This window comes from Olivibacter domesticus (assembly GCF_900109575.1).
Taxonomy (GTDB): domain Bacteria; phylum Bacteroidota; class Bacteroidia; order Sphingobacteriales; family Sphingobacteriaceae; genus Olivibacter; species Olivibacter domesticus.
This window is the reverse complement of the sequence record NZ_FOAF01000001.1, coordinates 2,275,226-2,294,585: the sequence shown is the minus strand read 5'-3', so window position 1 is coordinate 2,294,585 and position 19,360 is coordinate 2,275,226. Positions and strand designations below refer to the sequence as shown.

Genomic DNA, 19,360 nt, shown 5'->3' with positions numbered 1-19,360 from the left:
AAGTAGCGACCTCCATAACAATATGAAGGTCGCTAACACAAGTGTTTAAAAGGCTAATCTCCCAAAACGTAGGTAGCAGCCTCGGCCAATCCGGGTTGAAGCTGACTATCATAGCCCGCTATCGGGACTAGCTTAAAATATCGAAATTGCTTCCGTACATCCAAGTTTAAATATTGCTTGACACGATCTACATTGGCCAATTCGAATGTGCCAAGATTTTCCCATGTTTCATTATCATTACCCACCAGGATCTCTAGTTCCTTAATTTTTCGATCACCATTTTTCTGGGCGAACATAAAACCATCCACATCCAGTATACTACCCATATCAATCGTTATAAAGTGATCGGGATAATTGGTGGGTGAAGTTGAATACCGTGTTATCCAATAAGAGCTTAAATCATTGTCAATTAACTTTATGGCTAGGCGGTTGTTGACGGTTTCCTCTGAGCTGAACTCGGTAACTGACCAGCTCTCTGTGCGATAGACCTTCCGTATAGGTTCACCAGACGGTTTTGGTATCGAATCGCCAATTTTTACCGGTTCACCGAAATTAGGGGTACCATCGCCGTTCCAAGTGAATTTTTGGATACGGGCATTTCTGCCGTTTCCGTCGCCCCCATTAGGTAAGCTGCGTGCATGGTAAATAATCCAGTCTTCCGTGCCGTCTGGAGATTTGAAAAACCCGTTATGTCCAGGGCCATAAGCACCACTCTCCGCTTTCATTGAAAAAACCGGCTGCGGTGTTTTTGTCCAATCTGCCGGATTCATTGGGTCGCCATCTACGTTAAGGCGGAGCAGACCTAGACAATACGTATCAACCCAAAAGCCGCTTGCCGAGAAAACCACTTGCACTTGTCCATTTGGGTTAATCAGCACCTGAGGGCCTTCGTTAATAGCGCTGCCATTCATTTCCCACGGATATGTAGGGCTGGCGATGATCACCTTTTCGCTGCTAATCGTCCACGGATTGCTCATTTTAGCGATATAGATCTGTTGGGGAGCCGCACCTGCATTGCCACCAGACCACAGCATATAGAGTTGGCCTTTATAGTCAAGCACTGTTCCGTCTATTGCCCACTGATTTGACGGGTCGGCCACCTTTCCTTTTAGCACCCATTCACCCTGCATAGGATCGCTAGAACTGTTTTCTACCACGTACATGCGGTGATTGGCATTAGCACCATCGTCTGCGGCAAAATACATGTACCATTTATTGTTGATTTCATGAAGCTCCGGTGCCCAAATGTTTTTCGAATAAGGCATTCCCGGCTCGGGAACCCAGGCATCATGACGACTTGCCAATGCCAGTTCAGACATATTTGTTGTTTCGTACAGCACCAATCTACCCCCTTGGGTATAAGTGAAGTAGTAAATTCCATTCTTTTGAGTAACCCAAGGATCAGCCCCTCGCGGTAATATAGGATTTGTAAAGGTGTTATCGATATTGAATTCTGATGCTTCCTGCGTTACCGGCTTTAATGAATCGCTACCTTTTCTTTCACAAGCGTACAGGAGCAAAAGGCATAGCAAGCCAGAGAAGTTAATGCCAAAGGAATGAATGTTTGGGAGTTCGCGTTTTTTCATAAGGATATAATTGGTTTTATTATGCAGTTGGACTGCAAGCGTTAAAAACACAAATAAAGAAAGTTTTTCATGGATCAATCAAATCATTATGTCTCAATAATTCATTGTTTTTGCTCATCAACGTTAGTAAATGTAAGTCTAATGCCGTACATAGTGTTTACAGTTGTATTATTCCTCAATTTTCGTTCGAAAACAATACGAATGGATGTGTTTCCCTGGTACCTTTGAAATTAGCCGTACTTTTTCATGGCAACATATAGGGGTGTTACGTTTAAATTATTATTTATCAAAAAAATAGGTGTTTATAAAGTATATTTACTAATTTAGTTTTGTTATTCAGTTTATTCACTGAGCTTTGCTTCTATAATTCTAATTTTGATCAAGTCCTGTTTACAGGAATAGGAACCATTAAATTATCTGAATTTGATATTCGACTATATACCTGAATTTTATTCATGAATAAACGAAACGATTCAAACCAAATCACTGCTCCTAAGGTTTCCATGCCTGCTGGTGGTGGAGCCTTACGCGGAATTAGCGAGCCTTTCAAAGCGCAATCATTTACAGGTTCAGGTGGTTTTTCTGTTCCTTTTCCATTGCCAGATGCACGCGGCTTTTCTCCGGCTATTAATTTGTCTTACAGTTCAGGTTCCGGCAATGGTTTATTCGGGTTGGGCTTTTCCGTGTCATTGGACTCGGTAGTGCGAAAAACCAGTAATGGCATTCCAAGATATGATCCTACGGATGTATTTATTCTTAGCAGCGCCGGCGAATTGCTCCCGAAATATACGGAAGCTGGACAGGGATGGATAAAATCAGCATACGAACATACTATTGAAGGTACAATTTGGAATATTATCGCTTATCGTCCACGTCTGGAGAGCGGCTTTGCGCTTATTGAGCAATGGACAGATACAGTTACGCAGTTAAGTTATTGGAAAGTGGTCACCGCAAATAATGTGACCAGTCTCTATGGCGTTTCCGATAATGGCCGTATTTATAATCCTGAAAATCCAGATCAAATCTTCGAATGGCTCATTGAAATGAGTGATGATGCGCATGGAAATAAAATTATTTATAATTATAAACCTGGTGATACGGTTAATATTCCGGATACGGTTTATAATAAAGATCGAAATTTTACCTCGCAACGTTATCCAGACACCATTCAGTATGGAAATTATTTTATAACAGAAAATAATGTACAACAGGAACTCTTTGCTTTTGAAGTTGTTTTTGATTACGGGCAACTGGATAAAGATAATCCTGATGTGACGCCAACTGTCTGGACGGCTCGTACCGACCCCTTTAGTAGCTATAAAAGCGGGTTTGAGATTCGTACCGCACGACTTTGCCAAGGTATTTATTTACGACATCATTTTACCGAAGAAAATGGTGGTGTTCCTTTTACTACAACCGCATTGCTTCCAACATACGATACAACTCCCGTTTCGGGAATAAGCATCGTAAAAAGCATTATGCATCGCGGTTACCGTACGCAGCCCCAACAACCTTTGTGGATAGCGGATACACCCACAACAGCATTAACCTATCAGGAATTTAATCCACTTGCGTCAACCTGGCAACTGCTCGAGGCCGACGCACCTGGGTATTTCAATTCATCGGGTTTCATTCCTGTTGATCTTGATGGCCTTGGTATGGACGGTTTATTATACAGCAGTGATACCTTTGTAGGCTACCTAGCACCACTCGGCAATGGAAGATATGCGCAGATGCGTGTATTGGACAGCTTTCCGATTTTTCGTAATCTGCAAGCTGGACAAGCGAATCTTACTTCATTGGATGGGAATAATGTACTCGACTTAGTCATGAGTGATGGTCTAAGCAATGGTTTTTTTGAACATACTGCATGTGCGGATTGGAAATCCTTTCAGCCCTTCTACAGCTTTCCTGTCGAAGACTTATCGTCTGAAAAAGAGATGACGGATCTCAGCGGAACGGGTCGCAGTGACCTGTTATTTGCTGAAAATAGTCAATTGAAATTTTATCGTTCTGAAGGTAAAGCCGGTTTCGAGGAGGCCTCATATTCCTGGATTCCCAGCCATTTCCCCATGACAACACAGCATGGAGCAGAAGAGCTAACCGGTTTTTCCAATTTTCTTGGGGATGGTTTATCACATCGCTTTTGTTTGCGTAATGGGCACCTCACTGTTTGGCCTTGTCTTGGTCATGGCCATTTTGGTGAAGCCATTACTTTTGCAAATGTCCCACTCATCGATGGTTCGTTTGATGCAGGACGGGTATTTTTAATTGATGCCGATGGCAGCGGTACAACTGACATGGTGTATTGTTATCCGGAATATGCCCGCATCTGGTTCAATCAGAACGGTAACTCTTTTAGCGCGCCGATAGACGTAACTTTCCCGGCTACATATTCTGCTATTACCGCGATAACAGCCGGTGATGTGAGTGGTTACGGTACCACTTCGCTTATTTTTACGGTAACGGCCCCAGAAGTGAAACACCTGTATTACGATTTCAGCAATAAGCTGAAACCCTATTTACTGCAAACCGTTGATAATGGCGTGGGGGGATTATCATCTTTAACCTATACCACATCTGTTCTTGAGCAGTTACGTGATAAACAGGAGGGCCGGATCTGGCCAACACGCCTACCTATTGCTGTAAGTGTAGTAAGCGAAAGCAAAACAACCGATCAGATTACCGATGCGGTTTATACGGAACGGTACCGGTATCATGATGGCTATTTCGACCCACTGGAACGTGAGTTTCGTGGTTTTGGATTTGTAGAAACCTGGGATTGCGAAACGTATGAGCAGTTTCAGTACGCTGCTACAAACCATCCGGAAGCAGCGGCCTTATTGGATAAAAACTTATGGATGCCACCGGTTTATACACGTTCTTGGTTTATTACCGGCGCTTATGAACAGACACCGGCCATCTGCACCCAATATGAAAACCAGTTTTACAAGGGCGACGCGCAGCAATGGGCTGTCGTTGCCTTTGAATTGGAATCCGTCTGGAATAATCAGGACGCGCTTTCTGTAAGGCAGGCCTATGCATCCTTAACAGGACATCCTATTCGCGCGGAAGTGTACGCCGCAGACCATTCTTCTTTGGCGGAAAATCCCTACACAATTTCGATGTCTACCCTACAGGTATGTCTGGTGCAACCGCGGCTGGATGGGCGTTATTGTAGTGTAATGCCAGTAGAGGTGAATAAGCTGAGTTATACCTATGATCGTAATCCTGAAGATCCACGTATTGGTCAGCATTTAGTGCTTTCCATGGACGAATATGGCCATCCTTTGCTCAGCGCAACGATCAGCTTCCCACGTAGGAACGTAACCAGCGCTGTCATTTATCCAGAACAGCAACAGTTGCGTCTATTGCTAAATGAAGCTACGTATATTAACACCATAAATAATAATCCAGCAGATTCGAATAGTTGTTGGCAATACCTAGGTGTAAACTGGCAGTCGCGTGATTATGAAATCGGGAGCATAACAGCGCCAATGGATGCGCCATTTACGCGAGCTGATTTATTACCGCAAATCCAAACTGCTTTACAGCAGCAGGTAGGACCAACAGATAGGCCTCCCGAACAAGCTTGGAGTCGACTGCTCAGCTGGAGCAGGCAGGTTTATTGGAACAGCGATGGAATAACTGCATTGCCTTATGGAGAAATAAATGAACTGGCTTTATTGCACCATCAGGAATCAGCAATACTGAATCCGGATGAGATAGAACGATCGTTCGGTGATAAAGTAAATGATGAGCTGCTCAGCCTTCGTTGTGGTTATGTGCTTCAGCAGGGCTATTGGTGGAATTACGGACAGATGCAGCTGTACAATTGGGATAGCACAAAGTTTTATATGCCATCGCAAACTAAAGCAACGATTACCGGATTGCTAGATGAAAGTGTGTTGGACGAAAACGGGTTTAATGGATGTACAACGGTGTTATATGATCGCTACTGGTTATTAATTACCAAAACATCATCCATTCTCTCTACGACGCTTTCGCTCGATGAACGCTATGAATATGATTACCAGAGCATGTCGCCGATGCGAAGCGTCGATGCCAATAATAATGCGTCCGAAGTGCTCTGTGACCCCCTAGGACAGGTAATCGCTACCACCGTTTACGGACAAGTGAATGGAACGGAGAGCGGCGATTTACCGATAGATCAATACACCATTCAACCGGGAGCTACCTTTGATGATGTCATTGCCAATCCGGCCAAGTACCTGCAAGGCGCAACCAGCTATTTTTTTTATGATTTATTTGCTTGGAAAAACAGACGGCAGGGTATTAATGCGATCAGCATTACACGTACCATACACGTACAAGAGCTGGAAGCGGTGGAAGGGACAGCTAACGACCTGCAAATGCCTATCAACATTGCATATAGCAATGGCTTAGGCGCCCTTTTACAAAGCAAAGCCAAAATGAGTCCTGGTGAGGTAAGCTTACGCAAAATGGACGGTACGCTTGTTAATCCTTCATCTGATACTTCAAACCAAGAACGTTGGTTGGTAAGTGGGCATACCGTATACAACAATAAGGGCCTACCGGTAGAACAATACCAAGCTTATTTCAGCGCGACACCTTATGTTGAAGATCAACAACAGATAATTGAGGAAAAGCTCGTGCCACCTCCTACAGTAATTCATTATGATCCGGTGGGCAGGGTTGTGCGAACAGATTCACCGAAAGGTTTTTTCTCGAAAACAGTTTATACGCCTTGGGAAACAAGCTCCTACGATTTTAACGATACCATGCCCGATTCGCCCTATTACCAATGGTTTATGGCAAACTATCCGGTGCAGCCCGAAGCTTGGCAACAAGCGGAATTATTTGCGTTGCAAGCCGCGCTGCCTTGCTATAATACACCCTCCACTGTTGTGTCTGACAACTTGGGTAACTCGATCCGAACCATCGTTTGTAACCTGGGCGCGATCAGCGAAGATACTATTCCGGAAAAAGTAACTGGATCAATGACACCGCAAGCAACTTGGGCTGCTTTGTTGGAGTTCGGTTACCTGGCGAAAGAAAACCCGGATGATGCAGTAGCTTGGGTTACACCTACTTTTCAACCCTATCAATCCGATTTTCATCAAACTTTTCTACAGCATTTTCCCGATAATGGAGAAACCCTGGAAGATTACCTCGCGCAAAGCTGTATGACTTCGCTGAGCCTGTATGATATTCAAGGACGGCAATTGTACCATACCGATCCACGCCTCTTTTTGAAAACGGTGCGGGAGGAAACATTCCTGTTCAATTTCCGTAGCGAATATGGCTTAGGCGGGCAGGTACTGCAATCGGAAAGTGCGGATGCCGGTTTACGTTGGTCGCTCACCAATATGGCTGGCAATATAGTCTGTTCATGGGACAGTCGTGAATTTCAAGCCGACAGTAAATATGATAACCTGCAGCGTCCTTTGGGTCTGTATGTGAGTGGGGGAGACCAAGCGGATGCACTTGCCCATTGGGTGCAGCTAACGGTTTATGGAGAAACGGTTCCAAATGCAACCAATTATAACCTCATGGGGAAACCCTATCAGGATTATGACGAATCTGGATTATCAATTGTGGAAATATATGACCTTGCCGGAGCACCTTTACGAGGAAAAACCTATCTACGGTCGGATTATAAAACCGAATCAAACTGGACGGAGCAAGCGCGACAGAAAATCTTAAGTGAACCTTATTATGCCCAATCGAACATATACAACGCGCAGGGGCAACTAATTGCTGAAACCTTGCCGGATGGCAGTCAACATGTCTTTAGCTATGATATCAACGGTTTATTACAGGGTAGTAAACAAAAACTGATGGATGCCGTTGCTGACAATCCGCAAGAATGGCAAACCGTTATCAGCGATATAGTATACGATGCCCAGGGGAAACATACACGGGTGATATACGGGAACGGCGTAATTTCGAACTATACTTACGATGCCTGCACGCAACAGCTCCTGCGAAGCGTTACTACACGAACAATAACTGACCCTATGGAAGAAAATGCCGTGTTACAGGATATTTATTATACGTACGACCCGGCGGGCCATACTATCAGTACCTTGGATAATAATGCGTCTGTGGTGTTCCATAAAAATCAGAAAATGGAGCCTTACAACCGGTACCGATATGACCCGCTTTACCGTATTGTCCGTGCCACGGGGCGCACCTTGCCCGGACTGAATAAGCAAGAAAGAAATGGCGCCATCGATGCCAGTATCCCGCTTCCCAAAGCACCGGATACCGCCGATTTGCAGCAGTTGGAAAATTATACCCAGCAATTTGCTTATGATTTTGGAGATAACCTGATCTTGAAAAAACATCAGGCTGCCAGCGGTAATTGGACGCAGAAAATAACGGTTGCTGATACGAACAACCGCTTAAATAGTATCGCTAATGGAAATTCTTCTGGCAGTTCAGCATCATTTGCATACGATGGGAATGGCAATATGCTGACCCTCCATCCCGGTAGCACGGCGCAGGTTAACTGGAATTACCTCAATCATATTTCCAGTGTGGTGATGATTGCCCGTGAAATAACGGATCCAGAAACGGGTGAAGTCTGTAGCTTGAATGATGCCGAATATTATCAGTATAACAGCAGCGGAAACCGGGTTCGGAAAGTAAGCGAACGCGTGGTAAATGGTGGAACACAAATTGAATACACGGAAAAAATTTACCTGGGTAATTACCAACAATTGCGTACTTGGACGGCATCCGGTGGCGTCGATTCTCCTGCTCCGGCAAAACTGCAATCCGAAAAGCATACCCTTGTGCTAAAAGATGGCAACGCTCCCGCACTCATTACCCATCGTTGGGTTATCGTGCCTTCGGTACAAAGGAATATTTCGGTCGGTGATATTCAATATCGTTATCAGTTATGTGACCCGCTCGATTCGGTAACAATGGAAGTGAATGAACAGGCAACGCTCCTCACTTTTGAACAATATTATGTGTATGGAGGAACGGCCTTTACGCTGGCGCGGAGCCAGCTGGAAGCCGACGCCAAAGAGCTACGATTTTGTGCTAAAGAATGCGATGCCTTAACCGGCCTTTATTATTACGGCGCACGTTACTATGCTTGTTGGTTAAGCCGTTGGATGAGCCCGGACCCCGTGGGGCCAGTGGACGGACCTAATCTGTATGAATATGTGAGCAGTAATCCGGTGAATTATAATGATCCGACGGGGATGAGTAAGAATCAAACAGTATGGCCACGTCGTTCGGCTAGAATAGCAAAACGATTAGGACATCATATTCCGGCAACGCCAGAAGAAAATACAAGCTCGGATAAGGCTGTATTGGGTAAAAAAAGGAAAAGCTACCGAACTGATAAACCAGCGGCAAAGAGAAAAAAATCGAACGACTATAAAATTACAGATATAAACAATCAAATAAATAAGGAATTCGGTGAACCACATTCTATAGTTTATAATACATTCACTAAAAATGAAGGAGTTACTGTAAAAAACAACGATCATCAAGTACATATTCGCTATAATCGTGGAGCTCCGTTTGTATTTGGTGGTGAATCACCAAACGATTACCGTGAAATACTTCCCGGGATTAAAGGCGAACAAGAGGGGCATGAAGTTGCCGATATCTTACACAGCGGGGGTGATTTTGGTGGCCTTAAAACCGATGATCAGAAGAGGTATGCATTTAAACTTGAGACAATCGTTTCTGTCGCGGAACAGTGGCGTAAGCATGGTGCGCTAAAACTTTTTAAAGGATTTCTTAATGCTGTAAGTAAAAAGAGCTTAGACTTTACTTTTGAAGTCGCTCGTAAGGCATTTCGTTACATATTGAGCGCTGACAAGGGTAGGAAGCAGGTTGCTTTATTCAAAGCGCTAAGTCAACCAGAAAATCGTAAACTGGTACAGTTTCTTCCATATGAACAACAAGTTGTATTTAATAACATAGCCGATGATGAGCAGACAGGATATGATACAGAAAATGAAGGCTTACGGGAAAGGAAAAAGCTAGCAAAAGACCGTTTTCATGAGGAATGGGTTCGGAAGAAGCTTGCCAAATTCAACGAAAAATATAAACTTGCAAATGAATCTAAAAATGATCACTGATTTCCTTACTGCCAACCCCCAGATCGACCTGCAAACTGCTGATCTCTTTAGCGCCAATGCACTTGCTCAATATAACTGGCCGGAGGATGTTCATCAGCAGGAACTACTGCAAAGCTTACGCACCCGTCAGCGTCTATTGAAAATTAATCCAGACGATAAGGTTGCGGCGGTGCTGGAATCATTGGGTTTTCATAGTGCCCATCATATTGCCGCTACCGGTAAATCCGCTTTCACACAAAAAGTGATGCCGGCATTATCCCAGCTTAGCAATATAGAATCTCCAAGGGCCTTCTGTACCCAGCTTTTCGGAAATGCTGAACGTATCCGTCGCGCAAGTTTTGAACTGGCGCTCGGTGTACCCCAAACGGTGGCAGCGAAGGTTGCAGAACCTTTGGGGGAAGAGATAAATGCCATTTTTCAGCAAGGTATTCCTGATTATCAACGGCTCTTCGGTCCGATGTTTACCTGTGATTGTAAGGATTGCCAGAGTATTTTCGGTCCGGCAGCGTATTTTACGGATTTGATGCGGGTGGTTTCGCAATATGTAAGCCCACCACCAGAAACGCTTTTTTCCTTACGATATCGTCGGCCCGATCTATGGACCATGCCCTTAGATTGTAGATCTTCCGATTCGGAAATAGCCTATCTAGATATCGTAAATGAAGTCATTTGCCAACATCTTAAAGTAAATTATTTACATAATGCCGATCCGATGCAGCAAATGGCTGCCAGGGTTTATCCGTTTAGCACACCCTTTAATTCTTCTTTATATACGATTCGTGGCGGACTGGAGGCATTGGGAACTAGCCTTTCTTCTATATACCGATTGCTTGAAGCGCCTGCACTTGCTGCTTCGGCGGAAGCATTGAGTTTATCACCCGAACAGTTATCCCTGGTAACAGGCTCCTATCAAGCCTCTCTGACGCAGTTATACGGATTTCATGATGAAACCCTTTCTGATGAGGCAGTTTGCGAAGCTTTAACGGATCAAAAGGTTTTTTTACAAAAGACTGGACTTAGCCCGGATCAATTGGAAGAGCTCATTTATCAGCAGCTGAAAAAAGGAAGTGGAAGCTATGTCATGCAGGATAAAGGTAGTCAAGATGCTAAAACTGTAGCCTTTCCGGATGCTGTACTGGCAGGATCCATTACGATTGAATGCTGGGTTTACCCGACTTCAACTTATACCAACATGTCTATTATAGGTAAAGGCAAAGGAGAGGAGTTTTATTTTTACTTAGCTAATAAAAACATAAGATGTAAGTATGGAGATGCGGACGGATTTAGTTCGGTGGCCGAACTTAACCTACACGCATGGACCCATATCGCCTGGACGAGGAATGGTAATGAAAATACGATTTATATCAATGGAGTGCCCGACTCTACCCACCCTGTGTCGGGAACTATTCAGATAAACAACTCCTCAATTGGCATCGGTTATATTTCAGGGGCTTCATCGTTTCATGGTGGAATTACAGAGCTTCGTATCTGGTCAGAAGCCCGTTCAGCGGATTTGATCCGAAAAATGATGTACCTCCGCTTGCAAAATTATACGGACGCTCATTTATTTGCTTACTGGCCATTAAACGAGCAGACTGGCAAAACGGCTTATGATTTCGGACCTTATCATTACGACGCAACGGGTGGTTACGAAACAGCTTTTTATGAGGGGGTGCCTATTGGAAGTACTTCTGAACTAAATCCCACTATCTTACACGGCTTGTTTTTAAATAACTTGCTCCCATCAGGTCAATTTATTGGCATCGCTAAGCCTACAGTTTCACAGGACAATCCCTTGTTAAATTTATTTGCAGACCCCAAAGTGGTAGGCCTTTCGGATCAGGTTTTAAGACAAATCGCTGTCTATATTCGCTTACAGGCACAAACAGGTTGGTCGTTCGGTGAACTCGATTGGTTATTAAAAACGGTTGTGAATAGCTTGAATATCCCTACACAATCAACAATCAATGAGGCAATTATTGAATCGCTCGGCCAGGTAGCTGGGCTAGTAAAGAAATACAAAATCCCTATCGACGAACTGAGCAGTTTTTGGTCGGAGATGAAAACCTACGGAAGAGGGAACGAGACCGATTCACAGGCGCTTTGGGATCGTGTCTTTAACAGACCACCTTTAATGGCAAACAGTACAGATCCGGATCAACCTACTTATTACCGACCAACATATACGTTGAACCCGCTCTTTACTTCTCCTGTAATACATTGGGCTTATCTCGACGCAGTCGGGTCACAAGACGACAGGTTAGCAAATCAGTTGGCAGCTGCACTGAAGATTTCCATTCAAGACCTGTATGCAATTATTCAGTCGACTATAAAAACGGATGTTACTCGAAGTCCCGTTGCACTTAGTGTCTCTTTATTATCCCGGTTTTATCGTATTGCGCGTTTTGCTGAAATGCTCGATTTAAGCGTGCCCGATTTTATTCAATTAAGTTTAATTGCAGGTAGTGCAATCAGCGATACCAAATTTACCTGGAAGATTTCAGAGGTAATCAGATTAATAGAAATAGCCGAATGGATGCAAGCAATGTGTCTTACCATGAAGCAGTTGTCTTACCTCACTTCGATTGCCGCTCCAGACCTAAGCTTGCAACTACTCGATGTATCAGCAATCAGCAAAGCGCTTGATTATATGATGCAATCAAGCAAGCAGGTATTGCTTAGTTCCGGGAGCTTTGTCAACGATCGGGTTGACGCTGCCGCTGCCGAAGGTATCTACACGCAACTAGTACAGGCAGAGATTATCGATAGCGACGGTGTGGTATTGCAGGATGATCCGAAACTTCCGCAGGAGCTGATAGATTTTTTACCTTCGGAAGGCGATCAGCAAGATGTACTACAGGTTTTACAAGAAACCTTTACTGCTCAAAATCATTTAGTGGTTAAAGCCATAGCATCGCTTGCTGCGGTAAGTGTAGATACCATGGCGGGAATTTGTTTTTTAACTTCTCGGGAAGTTAACAATGCAAGTATGTTTTCAAACCCATCGAGTGAGCCGTATCCGTATTTTGTGAATCTGCTGCTGAATACTGGCAGCCAAGCACCGGACATCCTAAATAATTATTTGTCGGTTTTACAACGCAATACGGCGATGGCCCGCTGGCTTAAACTTACTGGACAGGAAGTGAGCGCTATGCTTAACTATTCGCAGTTGATCGGGGGTCAATCCATATCCTACGGTACTCAATTTCTGAGCTTGCAACAATTGATAACCCTGACGGACTACAAATCATTGCAAAACCGCTGCAACAAGGTAAATGGATTACTGGATTATTTTCGGCAGGCAAACGACCCTGGTGCCAATACGCCATCCAGCGATCAACTTGCTTTACTATCGCAGATGACAGGCTGGAATCTTACGGAGCTTGAATCTATTGTTAATCAACCCTATTTTGCTGCTATCAACTTCAATACTGTTGGCGGTCTTCGTAAGCTCGCCAATGTTGTGACATTGGAGCAGAAAATCGGAACCGATATTTCTACACTCAATCTTTTGCGTGGACTTTCGGTGCAAAATCTGTTCGTAGGAACGAACGACCAATATTGGCAACAATATACCGATTCTGCTGTGACCACTTTGGCAATGCTGGAAGGGAAATTGGGGGCATCGGCTGTCGAAACCTTAAAAATCCGTGATGCTACTCAAGTACGAACAGTACTTTGCGACTGGCTGATCTGGGAACTGCAGAGAGGCATTAACAGGCTGAAAAGTCAGCAGGATCTTTATGAGTATCTGCTCATTGACGTAAGCATGTCGCCCGATGTAAAAATATCTTGGATGGTAACAGCCATGAACAGTTTGCAATTGTACGTAAACCGAATCATCAACAATCTGGAACCGGGCACGGAAAATAAGATTCCCGAAATCTGGTGGGAGTGGATGAGTAACTACCGTGTTTGGCAGACGAATCGTGAAATATATCTATATCCGGAAAATTATGTTGACCCCGCGTTGCGAAAGTTCCAAAGCCCTGCATTCAAAACGTTTATCAGTGACGTATCAAAAGGACAAATCACCGATGAAAATGTAAAACAGTCGCTAACTAACTACTTGGAAACCATTAATGAAGTGGCTAGTCTTGAGTTGGTGGATGGTTATGTTGCTGCTTTTTCGTTGGCACTTGCGGGTGAGTTGGAAGACGATGAGAAAAAAGCGATCCATCTCATTGGCCGTTCAAGGAAGAAGCCTTTTGTTTTCTACTCGCGCACTGCGCTTGCTGTTACCAGTACTGCTGCCTTGGACCGGAAGGCTCCATTTGAAGATGCGACCTATATGCATTTTGGGCCCTGGCAGGAAATTAACTTGCAAATCAACGCTGATTATGTGTCAACTGTTGTGGCATTTGGGCGACAGTTTATATTTTGGGTAGAACAAACAGAAATTATAGATACAGATAATAACAGCAACAAATATACATCCGTTTATGCTGCTATTTACTACTCCTACCGGAATTTTTCAGGTAAATGGGAAGCACCCATATTATTCGTAAAAGACATCCTGGTAGATGTGTTTGGTCCGGCAATCGGGATAGATACGATTAATTACTATGAAGACTATTTTGTTGGCGCTCGTTTGGGCAATTCCCAAACCGAGGATAAATTCTATAAAGCAAGAAACTGGAAAGAAGTAAAGGTACAGGTTTTGCCGTCCACTGATACAGAGAGTGAAAAAATTCTGGTTACTTATGGTCCACTGGTGTGTTGTCCCTCTTCTATGGAAAAAAATCCCCCCAAAGAGGATACCTCCGAAATGATTCCTGCGGCTGCTGACTATCAGAATATGTTACGTTTGGCCGCAAAAAGAGCGTATATTCGGAAGGGAAATGTGACTACCATTCTAGAAGTTCATACGCTTAACAATACTATGGAAGTCGATACCTGGAAATTAAGTATAAACCAATCAAACGTCTTTTTTATTGATTATGCTACGCTACCTCTGGATGATGAAACGAGTCTGGTCTTTTTTGCTGATACATTGGGCAATGATGCTGAAATAGATAATCCTTACAAAGTTCCCGACGCATTTTGGCCGATGCTGATGAATATGAATTTGGTAGAGGATACAACGATCAAGTCCCTTTATACAGATGCGCCGGGAACTTTTTCCAAAAGCCCAACGGTACTTACGGGAACCAATTCGCTGTACAACACATTAAAGCCGGTTTTTTTTGATGGCGAACTGTATGCTACCATTCCCTGGGATAAATATCAGAGCCTTACTAAATTCACGGTTTCCTGCTGGGTCTATTTGCAAACTCCTACTACAAATCAGAATCTGCTGTCTTTCATTTTTCCTTCGAATAGCACTTCAAAGTGTGGTTGGGATATATCTATTAAAGATAGTAAATTCCAGTTTGGCATAGGCATACAGAATGGTATAAGTACGCAGATCAAATACGGAAATGCAAATGAGCGGAAATGGTACTTCGTTGCCCTTACAGTAAATTCTGAGTCGAAAATTGTAGTTACTGTCGATATATCATCCTCCTCGGCTTATACTATACCCTATTCGCCCGTATCATCCTCTCCGCAACTAACGATAGGAAAAAACAACGGAAACAATAATAGCTATTCACAGCTTTCTGGCTCTATTGCCAATTTAAAGGTCTGGGAAAATCCACTTTCGACGGAAGAGTTGTTGGATGAATATCAGTCTAGTGGTATGGCTCCCAGCCAGGAGCAGATGTTGCGACTGGGAAATAGTGCAGCAGGCTTTATTTATAACGTACGGAAGCAATCCTATCTAGCACTTCCCTGTTTTGAGTCGGCACTTTTATCTGAATGTCTGATGCCGAACTATTACATGAGCAATAGACACTTGAATATTTACTTTTCCCAGTCGCCCGTTAATGAATATCAAGAGGCGAAAATGAAATTGATACGCGTCAATACCGATACGCTGCCAACACTAATACACATTTTAGCCAAAGGTGGAGTGAATACCTTGTTAAGACCTGCAATGCAGTATTTACCAGAGGAGAAACCTCCTGTGGTCGCTGGAGCAAACCTACTACTTCCTGAAACAGATCTCATGAACTTCTCCGGAGCTTTTGGTGCTTATTTCTGGGAAATTTTCTTTTATGCACCTTATTATGTCGCTGAAAAATTACGCACTGCGAATAAATATCCGGCAGCCGAAAAATGGTATCAGTATATTTTTGATCCGACCAATCAGGCAACGCCAGTTGCTTACTGGCCATTGAACCGAACGTTTAATGATCAGTTTCCGAATTTGACTGGGCGAGAGGCGGCTATACCAAATGGCCCGACTGCCTCCAGCGAAGAAACACCTTTTTTCTCGAACAAGCCGCGAGAGATTTGGAAACTCGACCCGAAAAATAACAGCTACTTTTCTGTTCCATATGCTAAAGCGCTCAATTCTCCTGAATTTACAGTAGCTGCCTGGATAAACCTGGCGTCTGTCCCTGCTAATAGCCAGGCTTATTCCGTGGTCTGCTCGCAATCCGAAAATAAGGGTTTTCATTTGGCTATTTGGGGTACAGGGAATGAACAATGGAGTCTAATACTCACTATGGGTACGTCTGATTCGAAATGGATAAATGCGATTTCCCCACTGTATGTGGGCACTGGTCAATGGATCCACGTGACGGGAACCTACGATGGTAAAAGCCTTCAAGTATTTATAAATGGTATTGCGCTTACTGTAGAGGAGGTCATTTGTGAAAACTATATAGTCAACACCGCCAGGCTATTGACGATTGGAAGCGGAAATTCCGTCGACGCGAATAGCAATTTTTTTGATGGTTCTATTGCCGAAGTTATGTTATTTGACCATGCCTTATCGCAAGGAGAATTACTGCAAATATATCAGGATTATCCACAATTGTCGCTCAATAGCAACTTCTGGAATTTCCGTCCTTTCCGCCGGATTAACGCCCAATCACTCTATCATATCCTAAATGGAGATGCCTGGCAGGAATCGTTCTTTCAACCAGCGCAATATTATACGGCGTCACTGCAGATGGCGGTGTATGAATACGACCCCTTTGATCCGGATACGCTCGCTCGCTTGCGTGTGAATTCTTGGCAGAAAGCTACTTTTATGCGATATATGGACAACCTCATCAGCTGGGGGGATTCCTTGTTTACCCAAAATACTTGGGAAACCATTTCCGATGCTACGATGCGTTACACGCTTGCAACCACCTTGCTGGGCCGAATGCCGGTGAAAGAAGTTACAGAAGAAACGAAGCCTACGGTGAATTATAACAGCATGGAACTTGAATATGGAGAAGGGAAGGTACCACCTTTTCTTATTGAAGTGGAGAATCAATTATCGGGACTTGGAGCGGATGCTACCTTGCCAGAGCAGATTCAGAGTATAGTGGACGCTTATTACTGTATTCCAAGCAATAAGCAGTTGTTAAAATACTGGGAGCTGGTGGTCGATCGTTTATACAAAATCCGTCATGGACTTTCTATTAGTGGCGCGCAGAATGCGATCCCTTTGTACGCCTCGCCGATTAACCCTGCAGCGGCGGCATCTCTTGTAGCGAAAGGGGATACTATAAATACGATGGCCTCTTCTACATCTCCGGTTGTGCCTTGGTATCGGTTCAATTATATGATGGCGCAAGCACGTTCCGTTACGGCGGAGGTTGCGCGTTTAGGTAGTGAATTGCTGGTCGCCTTGGAGAAAAAAGATGCAGAAAAACTCTCGCAATTACAGGCGGGTTATCAGCTTGTACTGAACAACCTATCCGGGCAGATAAAAGCGAGCCAGATTAACCAGTTACAATACTTAGGAGAAGGGCTGCAAGCGAATCTTGACAATGCGAAGTATGTTCAAGATACTTATAAACGTTGGCTGAAAACATCAATAAATTTTGAAGAAGCAGTAGCACTTGATCAGCTTGCAAATGCTGAAATCTTACAAGAGGTAGGTGTGGCGCTTAAAGGTGCTGCTACAATTTCCCTGCTGCTTCCAAACATTTTTGGTTTAGCAAATGGGGGATTTAATCCGGGAGAAAGTTTCAATGCCTCAGCAAGTGTTTTTGATACAGGAGCACAGATAGCACAAACACGATCGCAACAGACTTCCCAGACGGCACAGTTTAACCGACGCGAGGAGGAGTGGGAAATGCAGTTGAATATTTCGTCGAACCAGATACGGGAAATCGAGGCGCAGATTGCGGCCAATGATTTTTCGCTTCAGGCAGCTCAAAGGGAGATGGTGCTGACAGCAACACAATGGCAGCAATCGCAGGAGGTCTATCAATTTCTCCAAACTAAATTTACCAATGAGGAGCTTTACGACTGGATGTCAGGCCAGCTTTCTACATTGTATTTTCAAATGTTTCAACTGGCCTGGTCGCTGGCACAAAGCGCACAAACGGCTTTGCAATACGAGCTCAACCTGAATCAAACCTATCTCAACCAGACCGCATGGAATGCCGGCTATCAAGGCTTACTGGCAGGCGATGCGCTATCATTAGCGTTACAGCAGATGGAAAATGCGTATATAAGTGGTAATAACCGTAAACTCGAAATACGCAAAATCTGGTCGATGCGCCAGAACAATCCACGGGCTTTGTTGGTACTCGTTTCGACGGGTAATTGCCACTTTGATCTGAATGAGCTAAATTACGACCTGGACTTTCCCGGCCATTATAACCGGAAAATAAAATCACTTTCAATCACTATCCCAGCAGTGGTAGGGCCATATCAAAGTATACATGCAACCCTTACACAAATGGGTAATACGGTAATTGTAAAGCCGAATATTGCTGCAGTAGAATATTTGCTCGGGCTACCGGATAAAGCTGCACCAACTGATGGCTCTTTACGTGTTAATTGGAATCCGAATCAGGAAATAATTATTTCTAGCGGTATCAACGATGCGGGTGTTTTCCAGCTGAATTTTAACGATGAACAATACCTGCCTTTTGAAGGAACGGGAGCGATATCGTCCTGGAACCTGCGTATCCCGCAGGCGAGCAATGCGTTTTCCCTTCGTTCCATCAGTGATGTGATTATTACGGTAGAATATACCGCGGAAGATGGGGGAAGCACTTATGCTTCGAAGGTTACAGCGCTCGCACCACTCACCGATTACAAAGGCTGGCAGTATCTTAGTCTGCGCCAGTTATACAGCACCGCTTGGTTTGACTTTTGTGAGCATCCGGTGGATGATGTTTACGCGCTGGCATTTGAATTGCTTGCGCAAATGTATCCTGCAAACCTAGATAAGGGTTCGGTAAAGTTGGGAAATGATGAGGGTGAAATCGGACTGGTTCCGGTGATGCAACAGGGGTATACCGGAGATCTGCCGACATTCAAATTGAACAATGCAATAAAGAGCTGGACAGCCGATGATGGTATGTTGCCAATATCCGGCGATGATCCTCTAGTTCCTCAACTGGTTCCGGGAAAGGGTAATCCCTGGACACTGTATGCGGAAGGCGTTTCAGAGACATTGCTGATCAATGGTAAAATTGATCAGACGAAACTACTGGATATTATTCTCTTGATTCCGTTTAATGGAAAGTTGAGCTGGTAATTAAACTTTATTGAATAACATCTCCAAAATCAATCTTACCGCTTGCAGATTGAAAAACTCAATTGAGTCGTTTATTTCGATCTAAAAGCCGGTAAAGACATTTTTAATTAAAAGTGGTGCCAGCTCTGCTGCCTCTTTAGCAGCAA

3 protein-coding genes are annotated in these 19,360 nt (G+C 44.0%); 2 read left to right on the top strand and 1 reads right to left on the bottom strand.

What is annotated here, in order from left to right:
- Window positions 1-53: 53 nt before the first annotated feature.
- A complete protein-coding gene (locus BMY50_RS09935) occupies window positions 54-1,586 on the bottom strand; it encodes a family 43 glycosylhydrolase (RefSeq protein WP_093323788.1) in 1,533 nt (510 codons plus the stop codon).
- Between the two features lie 455 nt (window positions 1,587-2,041).
- Here BMY50_RS09935 and BMY50_RS09930 point away from each other — a divergent pair, with 455 nt between their 5' ends.
- A complete protein-coding gene (locus tag BMY50_RS09930) occupies window positions 2,042-9,676 on the top strand; it encodes a SpvB/TcaC N-terminal domain-containing protein (RefSeq protein ID WP_093323009.1) in 7,635 nt (2,544 codons plus the stop codon).
- Complete coding sequence (locus BMY50_RS09925) at window positions 9,666-19,214, top strand: Tc toxin subunit A-related protein (protein WP_202907778.1); 9,549 nt, start codon at window positions 9,666-9,668, stop codon at window positions 19,212-19,214. Before BMY50_RS09930 ends, BMY50_RS09925 begins: the two co-directional genes overlap by 11 nt.
- The last annotated feature ends 146 nt before the right edge of the window (window positions 19,215-19,360 follow it).

What these genes read in the sequence shown, in the direction of transcription:
- BMY50_RS09930 (WP_093323009.1), top strand. Translation starts at nt 2,042, where the DNA reads ATGAATAAACGAAACGATTCAAACCAAATCACTGCTCCTAAGGTTTCC.
- BMY50_RS09925 (WP_202907778.1), top strand. Translation starts at nt 9,666, where the DNA reads ATGATCACTGATTTCCTTACTGCCAACCCCCAGATCGACCTGCAAACT.
- BMY50_RS09935 (WP_093323788.1), bottom strand. Translation starts at nt 1,586, where the DNA reads ATGAAAAAACGCGAACTCCCAAACATTCATTCCTTTGGCATTAACTTC.